The sequence below is a fragment of the Streptomyces sp. NPDC037271 genome, from assembly GCF_055603605.1.
In genome coordinates this window covers 44,290-61,703 of sequence record NZ_JBVJVN010000017.1, presented here as the reverse complement: position 1 = coordinate 61,703, position 17,414 = coordinate 44,290, and the positions used below count along the sequence as shown (strand labels likewise).

Annotated in this window: 14 protein-coding genes; 4 read left to right on the top strand and 10 right to left on the bottom strand. The window is 73.2% G+C overall.

Going from position 1 to position 17,414, the window contains the following annotated elements:
* The first annotated feature begins 160 nt into the window (after positions 1–160).
* A complete protein-coding gene (locus tag ACZ7G3_RS25525; protein WP_470928376.1) occupies positions 161–406 on the top strand; it encodes a DUF6269 family protein in 246 nt (81 codons plus the stop codon).
* Positions 407–505: 99 nt separating this feature from the next.
* On the opposite strand, the gene ACZ7G3_RS25520 is transcribed toward ACZ7G3_RS25525, so the two are convergent.
* Complete coding sequence (locus ACZ7G3_RS25520) at positions 506–2,437, bottom strand: AfsR/SARP family transcriptional regulator (RefSeq protein ID WP_470928375.1); 1,932 nt, start codon at positions 2,435–2,437, stop codon at positions 506–508.
* 175 nt (positions 2,438–2,612) lie between these two features.
* Here ACZ7G3_RS25520 and ACZ7G3_RS25515 point away from each other — a divergent pair, with 175 nt between their 5' ends.
* Complete coding sequence (locus tag ACZ7G3_RS25515) at positions 2,613–2,849, top strand: hypothetical protein (RefSeq protein WP_426600375.1); 237 nt, start codon at positions 2,613–2,615, stop codon at positions 2,847–2,849.
* A gap of 40 nt (positions 2,850–2,889) precedes the next feature.
* On the opposite strand, the gene ACZ7G3_RS25510 is transcribed toward ACZ7G3_RS25515, so the two are convergent.
* The 4 genes from ACZ7G3_RS25510 to ACZ7G3_RS25495 all read right to left on the bottom strand — a co-directional run bounded on the left by ACZ7G3_RS25510 (position 2,890) and on the right by ACZ7G3_RS25495 (position 8,714).
* On the bottom strand, positions 2,890–5,874 hold the full coding sequence (locus ACZ7G3_RS25510; protein ID WP_470928374.1) for an AfsR/SARP family transcriptional regulator: 2,985 nt from the start codon (positions 5,872–5,874) through the stop codon (positions 2,890–2,892).
* A 99-nt stretch (positions 5,875–5,973) separates the two neighbouring features.
* The gene (locus tag ACZ7G3_RS25505; protein ID WP_426600373.1) at positions 5,974–6,207 is read right to left on the bottom strand and encodes an acyl-CoA carboxylase epsilon subunit; all 234 of its coding nucleotides are present in this window, start codon (positions 6,205–6,207) and stop codon (positions 5,974–5,976) included.
* A gap of 12 nt (positions 6,208–6,219) precedes the next feature.
* Positions 6,220–7,761: an acyl-CoA carboxylase subunit beta gene (locus ACZ7G3_RS25500; protein ID WP_426600392.1), complete on the bottom strand. Its 1,542-nt coding sequence runs from the start codon at positions 7,759–7,761 to the stop codon at positions 6,220–6,222.
* Positions 7,762–7,796: 35 nt separating this feature from the next.
* Positions 7,797–8,714 carry a polyprenyl synthetase family protein gene (locus ACZ7G3_RS25495; RefSeq protein ID WP_470928373.1) on the bottom strand — a complete coding sequence of 306 codons (918 nt, stop codon included), beginning with the start codon at positions 8,712–8,714 and terminating at the stop codon, positions 7,797–7,799.
* A gap of 244 nt (positions 8,715–8,958) precedes the next feature.
* On the opposite strand from ACZ7G3_RS25495, the gene ACZ7G3_RS25490 reads away from it, so the two are divergent.
* Positions 8,959–9,639, top strand: coding sequence for a hypothetical protein (locus ACZ7G3_RS25490; protein WP_470928372.1), 681 nt, complete (start codon positions 8,959–8,961; stop codon positions 9,637–9,639).
* Between the two features lie 131 nt (positions 9,640–9,770).
* Here ACZ7G3_RS25490 and ACZ7G3_RS25485 read toward each other — a convergent pair whose 3' ends face one another.
* From ACZ7G3_RS25485 to ACZ7G3_RS25465, 5 genes are all read right to left on the bottom strand, one after another.
* Positions 9,771–9,947, bottom strand: a complete 177-nt coding sequence (locus ACZ7G3_RS25485; RefSeq protein WP_470928371.1) for a hypothetical protein — start codon at positions 9,945–9,947, stop codon at positions 9,771–9,773.
* Positions 9,948–10,193: 246 nt separating this feature from the next.
* Complete coding sequence (locus ACZ7G3_RS25480; protein WP_426600369.1) at positions 10,194–10,973, bottom strand: IclR family transcriptional regulator; 780 nt, start codon at positions 10,971–10,973, stop codon at positions 10,194–10,196.
* Positions 10,970–11,914, bottom strand: a complete 945-nt coding sequence (locus tag ACZ7G3_RS25475) for an ACP S-malonyltransferase (RefSeq protein WP_470928370.1) — start codon at positions 11,912–11,914, stop codon at positions 10,970–10,972. The genes ACZ7G3_RS25480 and ACZ7G3_RS25475 overlap by 4 nt, the downstream gene beginning before the upstream one ends.
* 214 nt (positions 11,915–12,128) lie before the next feature.
* A complete protein-coding gene (locus tag ACZ7G3_RS25470; protein WP_470928369.1) occupies positions 12,129–12,920 on the bottom strand; it encodes a LuxR family transcriptional regulator in 792 nt (263 codons plus the stop codon).
* Between the two features lie 88 nt (positions 12,921–13,008).
* On the bottom strand, positions 13,009–13,788 hold the full coding sequence (locus ACZ7G3_RS25465; RefSeq protein WP_426600366.1) for a DNA-binding response regulator: 780 nt from the start codon (positions 13,786–13,788) through the stop codon (positions 13,009–13,011).
* Between the two features lie 812 nt (positions 13,789–14,600).
* Between ACZ7G3_RS25465 and ACZ7G3_RS25460 the strand changes: the two genes are divergently transcribed.
* On the top strand, positions 14,601–17,402 hold the full coding sequence (locus tag ACZ7G3_RS25460) for an AMP-binding protein (RefSeq protein ID WP_470928368.1): 2,802 nt from the start codon (positions 14,601–14,603) through the stop codon (positions 17,400–17,402).
* Positions 17,403–17,414: the final 12 nt, after the last annotated feature.

The window sequence follows — 17,414 nt, the reverse complement described above, 5'->3', positions numbered from 1 at the left end:
GCCGCCGGCTGCCCGGCGCCGCGGGTCTGTACGGAATCTGTATCCGAGCTTGCACGCCCCTGTACCCGGGGGCGGAGAAGGGCGCGGCAATTCGTATACCGGCTCCTCCGAATCTGTCGTCACGGCCCACGAAGGCCGGGACCGACACAGAGGAGGAGCCATGCGCGACGATCACGGATCCGCTGCCGGGGTTCAGGATCCGCTGCAGTTCCTGAACGAGATCGAGCAGCGTGCGGCGGCGTGGGCCGGCGTCGGCCTGGAGCCGCCGCAGGACGGTCCGGTACCCAGGGCCCGGCTCCTCGCGGAGTACGTCAACGCGCTCACCGAGCTGATGGCACGACGTACCGTCGAGCCCCCCGCGGAGATGTACACCTTCGACGAAGGGCACGCGGGCGGCTGCGGCTGACGGCACGGCAGGCACCGGTGGGCCGTCCCGGCGCTGCGGACCGCCCACCGGAGATGCGCGGTCGCCGGCCCCTTGCGTGGGGGCGTGCCGAAGGGGCGGTCAGGCCGCGGCGAGCGTGTGACCGTGGGAGCGGCGGGCGAGCAGGCGCGCGAGCGGCGGAAGCCGGTAGGACGGCCAGTCCCCGCCGTCGGCGTCCTCGGCCTCCAGCAGCCCGGCGTCGGCCAGTTGGCCGAGGGCGTCCTCGGCATCGTCCGCCCCGGTGCCCAGCACGAGGGCGGCGTCGGCGGCGGTCAGCCGTCCCGCGCCCGAGGCGGCGAGCGCCGTGAACGCCGCGGCGAGGGACGCGGGCAGCGTGTCCCGTACGGCGCTGAGGCCTGCCGCCACGTCGAGACTGCCCAGGCGCAGCTCGGCCAGCCGGCGCTCCTCCGGCTGCAGACGGGCCACCAACCGGGCGACGGACCACTGGGGGCGCGCCGCGAGGCGGGCCGCGGCTGTGCGCAGCGCCAGCGGGTTGCGGTCGCACAGCTCGGCGAGGCGCACCGTGGCCTGGGGCTCGGCGACGATGCGCGGCCGGCCCGCGACGGCGGCGAGCAGGCGCACCGCGTCGGCCGGCGCCATCTGCCCGAGCCGCACCAGGCTGGTGCCCTCCAGGGAGGCGAGCGGGGCACGGACGCCGGTGACTACGGTGCGGCAGGCTCCGCCGCCGGGGAGCAGCGGGCGTACCTGGACGTCGTCCACCGCGCCGTCGAGGACGACCAGCATGCGCCGGCCCGCCGACACGGTGCGGTAGAGGTGGACGCGTTCGTCGAGTCCGGCGGGCAGGTCGCCGGCGCCCAGGGCACGCAGGAACCAGCCGAGGATCTCGCGGGGGCCGCCGCGCACGGCGGCCGGGGAGCCGAGGTCGGCGTAGAGGTGACCGTCCGGGAAGGCGTCACGGCACTGCTCGGCGGCCCGGCGCGCGAGCACGGACTTCCCGGTCCCCGGTGCACCGGTCACCACCACGTCGCGCCCGCCCAGCAGCGCACCGGCCACCTGTGCCACCTCGGCCCGCCGCCCGGTGAAGTCACCGGGGGGCGCGGGCACCTGAGCCGGCACGGGCCGGGCGTCCCCGCCGTGTGCGGGGCCCGCGGCGGGGGCGGGCGGGGCATGCGCCGCGGTCCCGGCGCCGCCGGCCGCCGTGGGTGCCGTGACCGCCGTGGGTGCCGTGACCGCCGTGGGTGCCGGAGAGACGGGAGGGGCAGGAGGCGCGGGAGCGGCGGATGGGGGCGGCAGGGTGGCGGTGAGTATCCGCTGGTGCAGGGTGCGCAGGTCAGGGCCGGGGTCGATGCCGAGGTCGTCGGCGAGCAGGCGGCGGCCCTCCTCGTAGACCGCCAGCCCGTCCGCCTGGCGGCCGCAACGGTACAGCGCGGTCATCAACTGGCCCCTCAGCCGCTCGCGCAGCGGGTACCGGTCCACCGCGCGGGTGAGGGCCGGCACCGACTCGGCGTGCCGGCCGAGGGCCAGCGCGGCCTCGGCGTGCTGTTCCACGACGGCGAGCCTGGCCTCCTCCAGACGGGGCCCCTCGGCCGCGGCGAAGCGCTCGGTCACGCCGGTCAGCACGGGCCCGTTCCACAGCGCGAGGGCGGCCGCGAGACGGCGTTCGGCCTCGGCGTGCCGGCCCGCCGCCAGATCGGCGGCCCCGGCCTCGCGGAGCTCGCGGAAGGACGCCCAGTCGAAGGAGGCGTCACCGATGTCCATGCGGTAGCCCTGGCCACTGCGCTCCACGACGACCGTGTCGCCCAGTCCGGTGCGCAGCCGGGACACATAGGTGTACAGCTGCTTGGTGCTGGTGGCCGGCGGGTCGCAGTCCCACAGCAGCGTGGTGAGCCGCTCGTCCGGGACCACCCTGCCCCGGGCCAGCAGCAGGGCGGCCAGCACGGTGCGCTGCTTGCCGCCGCCGAGCGCGACCGGCCGGCCTTCGCGCTCGGCCGACACGAAGCCGAGAATCCGGAAGTCCATGTCGCCCTCCTGCGGCAGGCCCGGTGCGGTCACCGGGCGGACTCCGCAGCACGCTAGGGGGCGGGGCTTCCGTAGCGGCATCGGTGCGATTTCGCCCCCGCGAAAGCGATGCGAAACCGCCGGAGAAAGGCGGCTTCGTACCTTCGTTGTGCACCGCGGCTCTCCGGCCCGCGGGTCACCCGCTCAACGCTCGTCCCCGGGAGGGCACATGCACGGCATTCGCACCGCTCCGGCCAGGCTCGTCGCAACGACGGGCGCTGCCCTCTGGCTGGCGGTGGCCGGCGCGGGCACCGCCCACGCGCTGGCTCCGCTCTCCATGTCCGCCCACGCCGGCGCCGACGACCCGTGGACGGCCGCCCAGCTGGGCGACGACCCGTGGACGGCCGCCCCGCTGGGCGACGACCCGTGGACGGCCGCCCTCAACGGGGACGACCCCTGGACCTGACCTCTCTCCCGACGGTGCCGGGACGGCACGGCGGGAGCCCTCACGGCCGCACCATGCCGAACAACCCGTCCATGTCGAGCGGCCCGGACCGCGACAGCAGATCCAGCAGGTGCGTCGTGCGGTCGCGCCAGGACTCGACGCCCACCTCGACGAAGAGGTCGGCGGCGATCTTGAAGCAGTCCGCCGCGCTGTCACGGTCGCCCCGCAGGGCCCGCACACAGCCGAGCACGGTTCCGGCCCGCGCCTCGAGGAAGCGGTCGGGCACGTCGGCAGCCGCCGTGAGCGCCTCCTCCAGCACCTCCTCCGCCTGCGCGATCCGGTCCTGCCGCCACAGCGCCTCGCCCAGCGTGCGCAGCGCATGGGTCTCACCGCGCCGGTCCCCCGTGGCGCGCACCAGTTCCAGGGCGCGCCGGCAGACCTCCTCCGCCCGCTCGCCGTCCCCCTGGTGGATCAGCACCTCGGCCAGCCGCACCGAGCTCTGCGCCTCCCCGCGGGCCGTGCCCAGGCCCCGGCTCCGGGCCACCGCCTCCGACGACAGCAGGAAACTCGCCTGTGGCCGGCCCCGCTCCAGCTCGATCTGCGCGAGCAGGCCCAGGACGTGGGCCTCGGCGTAGCGGTCGCCGGTGCGGCGGAACAGCTCCAGGGAGCGGTGCGCGAGGTCCCGCGCGGTGTGCAGGTCCCCGCGGTGCCGCTCGCACAGGGCCAGGTTGCGCAGGACCAGAGCGCGTCCCTTGTCCTGCCCGGTCTCCCCGAACAGCCGTAGCGCGTCCACCAGATGGCCGAGGGCGGCGTCGTACGCCCAGACGACGATCTCCAGGGTACCGAGGGAGTGCAGCATGGCCGCCTCACCGAGCCGGTCGCCGGCCCGGCGGGCGGCGGACAGCGCGCGGTCGGCGCAGTAGCGCCAGTCCTCCAGGTAGTCGCGGTTCTGGAAGAGGGTGACGCTGGTGAGTGCCAGGTCCCAGGCGTGCGCCGCCTCGCCCTCCCGGGCCAGCTGGTCGACCAGTCCGGTGATGGAGCCGCGCTCGCTGTCGAACCACTCCATGGGGTTCTCCAGCAGGCTGTCCACCAGGTGGTCCGGCAGCTCGTGCAGCGGCGCCGGGCCGTGGACGAGGGTGAAGTCCCCGCCGTACACGCGCCGGTGGGCGGCGGAGGCGAGGGCGAGCCAGGCTCCCGCCGCCCGGCGCAGCGCGCCGCGCCGCTCCTCCTCCGGGTCCTCCGCCAGGGACAGCTCCCGCGCGAACAGCCGGGGCAGGCCCTGGAAGCGGTACCGGACGTGCCCGGTGGCCGAGGAGGACGGGATCAGCAACTGCGCGTCGACGAGTTCCTCGATGAGGTCCTCGGCGTCGAACGGGTCGATGCCGAGCAGCGCGGCGCCGACCCAGGCGGCGAAGTCGGGCACGTTGACGGAACCGAGCAGCCGGAACATCCGGGCCGTGGCGTTCGGCAGGTCGCGGTAGCTCAGCCGCAGGCCCGCCCGCACCCCGCGCTCGTCCGGGCTGAGTTCGTCGAGCCTGCGGCGCTCGTCCTCCAGCCGGGCCACCAGGGTCCGCACCGACCAATGGGGTTTGGCGGTCAGCCGGGCGGCGGCGATCCGCAGCGCCAGCGGCAGCCGGTCGCACAACGTGCTCAGCCTGGCGGTGGCGACCGGGTCGGCGCTCAGTCGGCCGTCGCCGTCGACGCGGGTCAGCAGCGCGATCGCCTCGTCCTGACCCAGGGCGCCGAGGTGCAGCGTGACGCAGGCGTAGTCGCCGGCCAGCGCGCCGCCCATCGGGTCGCGGCCGGTGACCAGGACACAGCAGCGGCCCGTGCCGGGCAGCAGGGGGCGGATCTGCTGGAACGAACGGGCGTTGTCCAGCACGATCAGCACGCGTCTGCCGTCGAGCACGGTCCGGAACAGCGCGCTGCGCTCGCCCAGGTCGGGCGGGATCTCCGAGCCGGGCACGCCGAGAGCGCGCAAGAAGCGGTCGAGGACGGCGCCGGGTCGGTGCGGCGCCTCCTCGTCGTAGCCGCGCAGGTCCGCGAAGAGCTGGCCGTCCGGAAAGCGGCCCGCGACCTGATGGGCCCAGTGCACGGCGAGCGCGGTCTTGCCCACGCCGCCGATGCCGGAGATCGAGCCGACGGGCAGCGCCGGTCCCTCCAGGTGGTCCAGCAGCCGGTCGAGGGCGGCCAGTTCGGGGTGGCGTCCGGTGAACGAGGCGACACCGGAGGGCAGGTGGGCGGGCACGGCCGCGGTCAGGGCGGGAGCCGCCGGTTCGGTGGGCGGGCCGAGGCGCGGGGAGTCGGCGAGGATCTCCTCGTGCATCTCCTGGAGAGCGGGACCGGGTTCGATGCCCAGTTCGTCGGCGAGGATCCGCCATCCGTCACGATAGGTCTCCAGGGCCTCGGCGCGCCGCCCGGAGCGGTACTGGGCGAGCATGAGGTGTGCCTTGGCCTGCTCGCGCAGCGGGTGTTCCCGGACGAAGGCGGCCAGCTCGCCCATCACCTCACGGTGCCGGCCGAGTTCGAGGCGCAGCCCCGTGTACTCCTCGTACACGTCGAGCCGCATGCCGGTCAGCCGCGCGGCCTCGGCCTCCACCCGGCCGGCCGAGATGCCCTCCAGCGCCGGGCCGCGCCACATGGCGAGGGCTTGTTCGAAGTGGCCGCACGCCTCCTCGGCCCGACCGCTGCGGGCGGCGGCCCGGCCCACCGCGACGCGTTCCTCGAACTCGACGGCGTCGATGCGGTGTTCGCCGGTGAAGAGCATGTAGCCGGGGTGGCTGGTGACGACCACGTCCTCGACCCCGGCGGCCTCCTTGAAGGCCTTGCGCAGGGAGGAGACGCAGATGGCGACCTGGTTGCGGGCGGTCGAGGGCGGGGTGCCGTGCCAGACGGCGTCGGCGAGGGCCTCGACCGACACGACCCGGTCCGGCGCCAGCAGCAGCATGGACATGATGGTGCGGCGGCGCGCCCCGGTGAGCACGACCGGCTGCCCACCGGCACTGATCTCCAGCGGCCCCAGGATCCGGAACACGACCTGAAGCACGACCTGCCTCCCAATACCGCGGCCGGCCGGGTGTGGCCCGTTCGTGCCGCTCTCGCGCTGGTTGATGGGACGTCGGGCTGCCCGCGACGCCGTCGGCGGCTAGCTGCCGCGCCGGCCACCGTCCGTCATCCAGGACGTCGGGGGAACCGGCTCCGGCCGAATCCAGCGGGCCCTGCGGGTCGCGGGGCCCCGGTCGGCCGAGGCCTCCTCGGCGCCGGCTGCCAGGGCGCTGAGCAGGGCTGCGACGACCGCGAGCTCTTCCGCGGAGGGGGTGCCCCGGACGACTTTGTACAGGGTGGGGCCGAGGGGCCCGTCGAAGAGCTGCGTGGACATGTGACGGCTCCTTCACGCCGGGGGGTTGCCGTGCTTGCGGGCGGGCATCGTGGCGTGCTTGGCGCGCAGCACGGCCAGCGCGTCGATGACCGCGCGGCGGGTGTCGGCGGGGTCGATGACGTCGTCGACGAGGCCGCGTTCGGCGGCGTAGTAGGGGTGCATCAGCTCGGCCTTGTACTCCTTCACCAGCTGGGCGCGCACGGACTCGGGATCCTCCGCGTCGGCGATCCGCCGGCGGAAGACCACGTTCGCCGCGCCCTCGGCCCCCATCACCGCGATCTCGTTGGCCGGCCAGGCCAGGGAGACGTCGGCGCCGATGGAGCGGGAGTCCATGACGATGTAGGCACCGCCGTAGGCCTTGCGCAGGATCACCTGTATCCGGGGGACGGTGGCGTTGCAGTAGGCGTACAGGAGTTTCGCGCCGTGGCGGATGATGCCGTCGTGCTCCTGACCGACGCCGGGCAGGAAGCCCGGCACGTCGACGAGGGTGACCAGGGGGATGTTGAACGCGTCGCACATCTGCACGAAGCGGGCGGCCTTCTCGCTGGCCTCGATGTCCAGCACACCGGCGAGCACCTGCGGCTGGTTGGCGACGATACCGACGACCTCGCCGTCCAACCGGGCCAGCGCGCAGATGACGTTGCGGGCCCAGTGCTCGTGCACCTCGAGGTACTCGCCGTCGTCGGCGATCTCCTCGACGACCCCGGCCATGTCGTAGGGCCGGTTGCCCTCCGGCGGCACCAGGTCCAGCAGCCGCTCGCAGCGGCGGTCGACCGGGTCGGCCGAGGGGACACGGGGCGGCGTCCCACGGTTGTTCTGCGGCAGCATCGACAGCAGGTAGCGGACCTCGGAGAGGCAGGTCTCCTCGTCGTCGTGGGCGAAGTGGCACACACCGGAGGTCTCGGCGTGCACGTCCGCGCCGCCCAGGCCGTTGTGGGTGATCTCCTCGCCGGTGACCGCCATGACCACGTCGGGGCCCGTGATGAACATCTGCGACGTCCCACGCACCATGAACACGAAGTCCGTCAGCGCCGGACTGTACGCCGCGCCGCCCGCACAAGGCCCCAGCATCACCGAGATCTGCGGGATCACCCCGGAGGCCTTGGTGTTGCGCTGGAAGATCCCCCCGTACCCCGCCAGCGCCGAGACACCCTCCTGGATGCGCGCACCGGCACCGTCGTTCAGCGACACGAGCGGAGCGCCCGCCGCGACGGCCATGTCCATGATCTTGTGAATCTTCGCCGCGTGCGCCTCGCCCAGCGCACCGCCGAAGATCCGGAAGTCGTGCGCGTAGACGAAGACCGTCCGCCCCTCCACCGTCCCCCATCCGGTGATCACACCGTCCGTGTACGGCTTCTTCGCCTCCAGCCCGAACCCCGTGGCCCGGTGCCGCCGCAACTGCTCGACCTCCCGGAACGATCCCGCGTCCAGCAGCAGATCGATCCGCTCCCGCGCCGTCAGCTTGCCCCTGGCGTGCTGCGCCTGCGTCGCCCTGGCATCCCCCGCCTCGGCCTTCCGGCGGATCAGGGTCAGCTCGGCGACCCGGTCGTGCATCGACATGGCCGGCTCCCTCTTCCTTCGGTCTTCCTTCAGTTCGCCCGGGCGGCGACGGTGTCGCACAGCGCGTAGACCGCTCGGCGGGCCGGCAGCGACGGGAGCGACCCGACCGCCGCCCGGGCCTCGTCGAGCCATCGGTGCAGGGACTGCTCGGCCCGCCGCGCGGCGGTACCACCGGTCCGGGCCGGGAGAGCGGGCCGCCGCGCCGGCCCCACGGACCCGCGGGTCCCCGGGGCCCGGCCGCGCACCGCACGGCGCATCCGGGTACCGGTGCGCCGCCCACCCGCCGCGCACAGGTCGTCGGCGATGCGCAGGGCCACCCCGAGGTGCTCCCCGCACCGGATCAAGCACCGGACGTACGGTTCCGGGGCGGCGGCCTGCAGGGCGCCGAGGCCGAGGGCCATGCCGAGCAGTGCCGCGGTGTCTGCCGCCGTCGCCTCGACGTAGTGGGTGAGGGCGTCCTCTCCGGGTGCGGGCCCGGTCAGGGTGCGCAACTGCGCCGCCGCGAGCCGGCCGGCCGTACGGGCGTTGAGCCGCAGTGCGTCGGGGCCGAGGCCGGCGGCGAGCTGTGCGGAGCGGGCCGGCAGCCAGTCGGCGGCCGCTCCCCGCCCGGCATCCCGGACGGGCGTGGCGGACAGCAGCAGGGACAGGTGGACCAGCTCCGTGACGACCGCGGCCCGGGTCACGCCCTCCCTCCACGGCTCTCCGAACTCGGCCCCGAGGAGCGTGAGCATCAAAGGGAGGCGTCCGCCGTCCCGCCTCGCGAGCCGGTCGGCCCGTTCGACGGCGTCCCCGTCGGGCATGCCGGCCAGGCAGTCGCGCAGACACTTCTCGGCGGCGCCCATCGCCTCGCGCATTCTCGACTCGAACTCGGGAGCCCGCAAATCCAGTTGCCCCAGGAGACCGGTTTCATCATACACGAAGTCAGCACGCGCCTGAACGAGGTTCATGACCGCAGACCCCTCTCACCGTACCGAGAAGCACAATTCACCACCGAATGGCGGCACCTGGCCCCGACTCTGACACCACGACGGAACCTGGCCAACAACGCTGTCAGGAAAGTGCCATTGCGCGGCGACAACCAACTCACCGGCCCCCGGCGCACCTTCCTGCCAACCTTTCCACCGCACCCCCTGAACACGGCCGTAGCGGCTTTACACTCCCGTATTGAAAACTCGAGGAAAGGAACGGAAATTGAGCAGACGATTCGCCCGCACCGCATTGGCGGCAGCCGGACTCGTCCTTCTTTTCGGCGGAACGGCGACCGCCGCGCCCGCCGACGGAACGGACACCCCGCGCAGCTGTGAAGGGGTACGGCTGACCGGTTCCCTGCCGGTGCCCCCGGCCGGCCTCTCCGCTCGGCAGACCGTCACGATCGGCGAGGACTGCACCCCGGTTCCGGGCAAGGTGCAGTATGTCCCGGCGGGTTCCGCCCCCGGCGCCGCGCGGGAGGCCGGTGTCGCGGCCGCGGATTCCGCCGGCCGTCATGTGCGCGGCTGGAACGAGATGTACGACTGCTGCAACATCCGGATGACCGGCCTGTACACCACGGCCGACTGGGACACGGCCGGCGGACGGATCACCACGGCGTCCAGCGGGGCGACCCAGGGCTGGAACCGAGAGCCCTGGGACGCCGGCTGGTCGCTCGCGTCGGCCTCGAACACCCAGGACTGTGCGGCCGACTGCGGCTCCGTCACGGCGGAGGCCGACGCCTCCTTCACGTACCGGGGCATCTTCGACGCCACCGGCGACTGGTACGCCAACACGCACCGCACCTCGGTGCGGCTCAACGCGGACGGCACCGCCGCCTGCACCTTCGACGTCGAGCTGAAGCACACGTTCATCGGCTGGAACTGGCAGCACGGCTGCGAGTGACGGAAGGGGCGGGCGGGCCCCCGCGGGCCCGCCCGCCGCGTCACGCGCGCGGCGCGGCCGGCCGGCGCGGAGGGGCCTCCCGGCCGGCGGCGTTCGTCCCTCGTTCAGGGCCCGCAGGCCGACGGCCGGACTCAGCGGCCCCGCGCCCCCGGGTCCTTGCCACAAGCGGCGACCGCGGCGGCCCGGCCGACCGCGTCGAGCACCAGCCGCGTGCCGCTCCCGGCCACCCGGCGGGACCGGCGGGTGGCCACCCGCAGCCGGGCGGGGCAGGACGTCGCCGCCCGGGCCGCGCGGCCCGAACCGGCCACCGGTCCCGCACACCGGGTCCCGCGCACCGGCTCGCGAGGAGTGTGAGGAGTGTGTCGATTCCCGCCCCGGCCCCGTCCCGACGACCGGACGGCTCACCAGCTCACCGGCTCACCGGCTCACCGGCACGGCGACCGTGCGCGCCTGAATCCCTTCGAGAGGCGCCCGGTCGAGGGCCGGCTCCACGACAGGGGGCTCGCTCCCGCGGTAGCGGCCCCGGCCGGCGGCGCCCGGCGGCGCCTTCGCGATCACACGGGACCGGTCGACACGACCCGGCCCTCGGCCGGACGGCCCGCCGCCCTGGACAGGCGCACCCCGTTGCTGAGTTCCCCGGCCGCGTCGACGGCGGCACCGAGCAGGAGCCGGCTCGGCGTGGCGGGCATCCGGGGGCCGCGCCCGGTGAGGGTGAGCGCCGCGATCACGTGGTCACCGAGCGCCCACACCGGCACCGCCGTGGACAGGGCACCCGGAACCATGGGATCCGGACCGTGCGCCCAGCCGCGCCGCCGGACCTGGGTGAGCTGAGCGGCACTGAAACGGGCGTCGCGCAGCCCGTCGTACAGGGTTTCGGGCTCCTCCCAGGCGAGCAGCACCTGGGCGACGGGGCCGGCGGAGGCCAGCGCCGTGCCGACCGGTACCTCCTCGGCGCCTGTGGGCTCACTGGAGGTACCGATGCAGATCTGCGCGGCGCCGTGCCGGCGGAAGAGCCGGGCATGCAGTCCGGTCAGCGCGTGCAGATCCTCCAGGACGGGCGCGGCCGCCTGGACCAACTGGTCGCGACGGACTTCGACGGCGATGTTCCCGAGCCGCGGGCCGACCACGAACCGTCCCCGGAAGTCCCGGGCCAGCAGTCCCAGCCGCTCCATGCCCTGTGCGATGCGGTGCACCGTGGGGCGGGCGAAGCCGCTGATCTCGACCAGTTCGGCCAGCGACGCCGGCCCCTGTTCGACCACGGCGAGCAGCGTGGACACCTTGTCCAGCACGCCGATGCCGCTGCGCCCGGCCGGCGGCCTGATCGCGACGCTCATCGTTCCACCGCCGGCGGCACGGGCAGGGCGGCGGGGCCGTCCACGGAGACGATCTCGACGTCCGGGGCGGTCCGGCGGATCAGCCCGGCCAGGGTGCGGCCGGGGCCCAGTTCGACCAGCCGGCGGCAGCCCAGCCGCTCGGTGAGGGTGCCCACGCTGCGCTCCCACAGCACCGGGGAGGTGAGCTGCCGTACGCCGAGACCCGGCCAGTGCCGGCCCTCGGCGTACGGCTCGGCGTCGGCGTTGGCCACGACCGGGAGATGGCCGGGCGCGAACGGCGCCTGCCGCAGGGCCTGGCCGAGGGTTTCGGCGGCGGGCGCCATGTACGGGCTGTGGAACGCGCCGCCGACGTCCAGACGCAGCATCCGGCCGCCGATCGAGCCGGCCCGGGAGCCGGCCTCCCCGACTCCTTGGGGCGAGCCCGAGACGACGATCTGGCCGGGCGCGTTGACGTTGGCGACCCAGACGTCGGCGCCCTCGGCGCGGACCTCGCCGACCAGTCCCTCGACCTGGTCGAGGGGGGCGGCCACCATGACGCCCATGGTGCCCTCGCGGGCCAGAGCCGCCTCCCGCATGGCCCGGCCGCGCGCCGCCACGAGAGCGGCGGCCGCGGAAACGGTGAGGGCACCGGACGCGGCCAGGGCCGCGTACTCGCCGAGGCTGTGACCGGCGCACGCGACGACGTCCGGACCGAGCATCCCGGACCGTACGGCCTCCGCGTGCGCGATCGACGCGACGGCGAAGACGGCGAGCTGGGCCAGATCGGTACGCCTCAGTTGCTCTCGCGGGGTGCGCAGTAGCAGTTCCTCGACGTCCTCCCCCGTCACGGCGGAGATCTCGGCGGTGAGCTCCCAGGACGGAGTGTGCCGCCAGGGCACGCCCATCCCCTCTTTCTGCGTCCCCTGTCCGGGGAACACCAGGCCGACCGGTACTCGATTCATGGACTCGCCTTCCGCACGACAGCCATCCGTGGTAGCGACGGGGCCGGGTCCGGCTGCGGCCGGGCGGCCTGCCTGGCCGCAGCCGGGCCCGGCCCCGTGCACCGACGGCCCGCCGGAGGGGTACCGGCCGTCGGGGACGGGGACGTGCCCGCCGCGGAGCCCCGTTCCTGGTGCCCATGGAACCGGCCGGACGGATCGTGCGGCAACGGACCTTTCAGGAAGATGCCAGGGTGCCCTTGTGCGGCGGACCGGACCGGGTCGCGGGTGGCAGCAAACCCAGTTCCGCGGCGCGGACTCCCGCCTGGAAGCGGGAGCTCGCCCCCAGCAGTCCCATGATGTCGGCGACGTGGCGCCGGTAGGTACGCACCGAGATGTTCAGCTCGCGGGCGGCGACCTCGTCGGTCACGCTGGCCTGCAGGGCGCCGAGGATCCGCCGGCCGAGCGCGGCCCGGTCGCGGTCTCCGAAGACGATGCGCTCGCCGGCGGGCACGGCGTGCGCCCACACGTTGTCGAAGAGGGTGGTCAGGGTGTGCAGCACCTCGGGCACGCGGATCACCGAGGCGCGCCGGCCGACCGCCGAGTGGGCGACGACGACGGCGGCGGCGCCGTCGGCGATGATCGCCTGCAGTGGCGGGATGCCGGTGATCCGGATGCCCGCCGGGTGTTCGCGGCCCAGCTGCTCGCGCACGAACTCCTCGTCGATCAGCTCGGGGCTGGCCAGCAGCCGGACCGCGACGTCCTCCTGGGCGGCGTAGACCAGTTCGCGCTCGGTACGGCCTGCCTGTTCGTCGGAGCCCCGCCGGCGGGCGTGCACGATGTCGATCGTGCGTCTGGCCCCGGCGATGAGGCCCTGTGCCTCGTCGAGCACGGTGTCGTAGTCCTGGGGCAGGACGGTGATCAGCTCCTCCTCACGGCTACGGGAGCGGTGCAGCGCCACCGTCGTCTCGATCAGTGCCTGGACTTCGAGCAGGGAACGCTCCAGCTCGTCGTCTCCCCTGTTGGGCACGTCGTCTTCCACCCTCTTCACATGGTGTGTGGGAACGGCCGGCACGGGCCTGCCCGGCCCGTGCCGGTTGTGTCACGCAGCGGCGAGGCTACTCCGAGAGCAGTCCGAACTCGACGGCCCTGACGCCTGCCTGGAAACGCGAGTTGGCGTCCAGCGCGCGCATGATCTCCGCGACGTAGCGACGGTAGGTGCGCAGCGACACGTTCAGTTCACGGGCGGCCGTCTCGTCGGTGTGGCCCGCGCGCAGCCGTTCCAGGATGTAGCGGGCCAGTTCGGTGCGCACCCGGGGGCTGAGCTGCAGGTGGCCGGCCAGCGACCGGCCGCGCGACCATGCGCTGGCGAAGAAGAGTTCGAGGGCCCGGACGGTGGCGGCGTCGTAGACGACGGCGGCCGGGGCGGGGCTGCTCTCGGCGGACTGCACGAGTGAGGCGGAGCCGTCGACGACGAGGATGGCGCGCAGTTCGCTGCGGGACACGCGGACCGCGACGCGCTTGTCGGTCAGTCCGGTCAGTGGCGCCAGGGAGGAGTCGGCGACCTCGGCGGAGCACAGCACCCGCACGGTCACCTCCTCGGGGACCTTCGTGAGTAAGCGCACGGTCGTGTCGGTGAACTCGCCGACGTCGTCCAGCATCGCGCACACGGTGTGGCGGGCGGGGCCGATGAGCGACTCGAGGACTTCCGTGATCTGTACCCCGCCCGTGCGCGCCACCGGAGTGGGCAACTCCGCGCGCTGCCGGTGCAGCGAGACCGTGTTCTCGATCAGGGCGCTGGCCTCCAGCAGCACCCGTTCCACATGGGCGGCGTGATCGGCCGGTTCCGGCCGTACCGCACCTGCTGCGAACCCTTGTTCGATCACCGGCTCCGACATGACATCCCCCACGTCTTTGAAGTCCGACCGCCCCCGACGAACCCCGGCGTCATGCCGGTCGTCGCGGCCTCTCCCGCCGATTCCGGCAGGCGGAGCTGCTTTGCAATTTCTCCCGTCACAAAGAAGAAGATCACAAGCAGCCCGACAGTAGTTGACTGCATAAGGCGGAGTCAACCGATCCGCACCGTCGGCGGAATGCGAATGACTGGTCAATCCCAAGGCAGACATCTCGCAAGAATCGGGCCCCGGGACCGGCGCCGATGTCAGCAAAGTGCATCCAAACGCGGAAACGGAGCTTCCAATTTCCGTTACCGTCACACAGTGCAGTGAGGCGCTCACCCATCGCAGTATCCATGTCCGCTAGCGGCCAACCGTCCCACAGAGCGAGCAGGTTCTCGCCTACGGTCACATCGTGAACACACGCAGCACACGAACCATGCGGTGTGCGTGCGCAGCCCCTGCACGGACACCGGACCGCCCCGAGGCCCGGCCGGGAAAAAAGTGGACCATACATGCGATTCGCGTCACCCGCTCCGCCCGGCGTCACCGGCACCCAGAAATGGGATTCCAGCGGAACGGAAAAGCTCGCTATTTCCTTGATGTTCAACGAATCCCCGATAAACCGAATCACCTGGCCCGGAGCGGTAAACACGACCCAACGTCCGGCTCGTTTCGGAGTTGCGTGAACGGCCGCGATATCGAGTCGAACAGCGTATGAACTCTGGAGCCGCATCGGCTCCGGATCTTCCCGACGATCACCGCACGCCCCGTCAGCACCCGCCCCGCGTGCCCACCAGGCAAGGGAGACCACCGTGCACACCACGCGTCAGAAGACCATCGCCGACCTCCTGCTGCACGCCGCCCGGCACAACCCCGGCTCGGGCGTCCGCCACTGTCTCGGCGGAGCGTCGGCCGGTTTCCTGGACCAGAGCTATGCAGAACTCCGCGACGACGCACTGCGGCTGCTCACCGGACTGCGCGAGCGCGGACTGCGCCCGGGAGACAAGGTCGTCCTGCTGCTGGAGCGCCCCAGGGATTTCCTCACCGCCTTCTGGGCCGCCGTCCTCGGCGGTCTCGTCCCCTGCCCCCTGGCCCCGCTCGGCGCGGACCCGGAACGCGGTGCCGCCCAGCTCCGCCACGTGCACACCCTGCTCGACGACCCCCTCGTCGTCACCGCCGGCCGCGGACACGGCCTGCCGCGGGTGGAGGGCCTCACGGTCGCCGCGCTCGACGAGCTGCGCACGGACCGGATCGCCGAGCCCCACGACGGCGCACTGCCCGGCGACACCGCGGTGCTGGTGCTCACCTCCGGATCCACCGGGAACTCCAAGGCCGTCATCCTCACGCACGCCAATCTGCTGGCGTCCATGGCGGCGAAGAACGGCCACCAGCGGCTGACCGCCGGCGACACGAGTCTCAACTGGGTCTCCTTCGACCATGTCGCGGCTCTCCTGGAGGGCCACCTGTTCCCGTTGTCCACCGGCAGCCGTCAGCTGCACGTGGAGCCCCGTGTCGTCCTCGGCGATCCCCTGGAGTTCCTGCGGCTGATCTCCCGGCACGGCGTGACGATGACGTTCACCCCCAACTTCCTGCTGGGCGCGCTGCTGTCCGCGGCGGACCGCCTGGACGACACGGAGGAGCGGCTCGACCTGTCCCGGCTGCGGCACATCGTCAGCGGCGGCGAGGCGGTGGTGTGCGCCACCGGCGAGGCGTTCCTCGACCGGTTCGCGTCCCACGGCCTGGCCCGCGACGTACTCTGGCCCGCTTTCGGGATGACCGAGACCTGTGCCGGCAGCATCTACTCCCGAGGGGCCTTCCCCGACGCCGACCGAGGTCAGGAGTTCGCCGGCCTCGGCACCCCCGTCGAGGGGCTGCGCATACGCGTCGCCGACGGCGAGGACCGTGCGCTGCCCGACGGCGAGATCGGCGAACTCCAGCTGACCGGACCCATGATCACGCCGGGGTACCACAACAACCCGCGGGCCACCGCCGAGGCGTTCACCGCCGACGGCTGGTTCCGCAGCGGCGATCTGGGGTGGATCGACGACGGCCGGCTGACCCTCATCGGCCGCAGCAAGGACAGCATCATCGTCAACGGCGTCAACTACTTCAGTCACGAGCTGGAGACCACCCTCGAGCAACTGCCGGGCGTGACCGCCTCCTATGTCGCGGTCTTCCCCACGCGCGCGCCCGGTGACGACACCGAGCGGGTCGTGGTCGCGTTCTGCCCGCGGGCCGCCGACGGGGAGACGGACGGAGCCGTCGACGAGGGCACGCTGTACAAGGCACTCGTGGCCATCCGCAACACCGTGGTGTTGCACTGGGGCTTCCGTCCCGCTCTCGTCCTTCCGCTGCCGCGCGAGTCGTTCTGCAAGACCAGTCTCGGCAAGACCCGGCGCGCCCTGATGCGGCGCCGCCTGGAGTCCGGCGCGTACGACGACGTACGGCAGGCCGTGGCCGACCTCACGCTGCGCATGCTGGGCGGCTACACCCCGCCCGCCGACGGCACCGAGCGCGCCCTCGCCGACATCTACGCCGACATCCTCGGCGCCGACCCCGCCACGATCGGCGCCGACGCCAACTTCTTCGACCTGGGCGGCACTTCGCTCGACATCCTCCGGCTGCGCAGCAGGGTCGCCCAGCGGCTCGGCGCCGTCGGGCTGGAGGTCATCACCGTGCTGCGGGCTCCCACGGTGCGCGGCCTCGCCCGGCACCTGGCCACCACGGCCCCGGGCCCGGCGCCCTCCTACGATCCGGTGGTACCGATGCAGACGAGCGGCACCAAGACCCCGCTGTTCTGCGTCCACCCGGGAGTCGGCGAAGTCCTCGTCTTCGTGAACCTCGCCCAGTACTTCACGGGTGACCGTCCCTTCTACGCGCTGCGCGCCCGCGGGTTCAACGAGGGCGAGAAGCCCTTCGCCACCTTCGACCAGATGGTGGACAGCTACGTGGCGGCCATCCGCGCCCGCCAGCCGCACGGCCCCTACGCCGTGGCCGGCTACTCCTTCGGCGGCGCCGTCGCCTTCGAGATCGCGAAGGTACTGCGCGACCAGGGGGAACGGGTCGACTTCGTCGGCAGCTTCAACCTGCCGCCGCACATCAAGTACCGCATGGAGGAACTGGACTTCGCCGAGACGGCCGTCAATCTGGCGTTCTTCCTCGCCCTGATCGACGGCGAGCAGTCCCGCCGGCTGCCCGGCGTGCTGCGCGGGCTGCCGGTCGAGGAGCAGATCGACCGCCTCGTCGGCCTCTTCCCGCCCGACCGGATGACCGAGCTCGACCTCGACGCCGAGAAGTTCGGCACCTGGGCGGAACTCGCCAACGCCCTGACCGATCTGGGCCGCGACTACCGCCCGAGCGGCGGTGTGCCGTCGATGAGCGTCTTCTACGCCACTCCCCTGCGCGGCACCAAGCAGGACTGGCTCGACAACGAGTTGCGCCGCTGGGACGAGTACACGACCGGCCCCAACCGCTACATCGAGGTGCCCGGTGAGCACTACACGCTGATGGGCCCGCGCCACGTGGCGTCGTTCCACACGGCCCTGCGCCGGGAGCTGGACCGCGCCCTCGCCGACGCCGACGCCGCACGCCCGCGGCCGGACGGCACCCGCTGAACACGCCCGCCC

Excerpts from the sequence above, each read along its gene's own strand:
- ACZ7G3_RS25525 (WP_470928376.1), top strand. The coding sequence starts at position 161 with ATGCGCGACGATCACGGATCCGCTGCCGGGGTTCAGGATCCGCTGCAG.
- ACZ7G3_RS25515 (WP_426600375.1), top strand. The coding sequence starts at position 2,613 with ATGCACGGCATTCGCACCGCTCCGGCCAGGCTCGTCGCAACGACGGGC.
- ACZ7G3_RS25505 (WP_426600373.1), bottom strand. The coding sequence starts at position 6,207 with ATGTCCACGCAGCTCTTCGACGGGCCCCTCGGCCCCACCCTGTACAAA.
- ACZ7G3_RS25500 (WP_426600392.1), bottom strand. The coding sequence starts at position 7,761 with ATGCACGACCGGGTCGCCGAGCTGACCCTGATCCGCCGGAAGGCCGAG.
- ACZ7G3_RS25495 (WP_470928373.1), bottom strand. The coding sequence starts at position 8,714 with ATGAACCTCGTTCAGGCGCGTGCTGACTTCGTGTATGATGAAACCGGT.
- ACZ7G3_RS25480 (WP_426600369.1), bottom strand. The coding sequence starts at position 10,973 with ATGAGCGTCGCGATCAGGCCGCCGGCCGGGCGCAGCGGCATCGGCGTG.
- ACZ7G3_RS25475 (WP_470928370.1), bottom strand. The coding sequence starts at position 11,914 with ATGAATCGAGTACCGGTCGGCCTGGTGTTCCCCGGACAGGGGACGCAG.
- ACZ7G3_RS25465 (WP_426600366.1), bottom strand. The coding sequence starts at position 13,788 with ATGTCGGAGCCGGTGATCGAACAAGGGTTCGCAGCAGGTGCGGTACGG.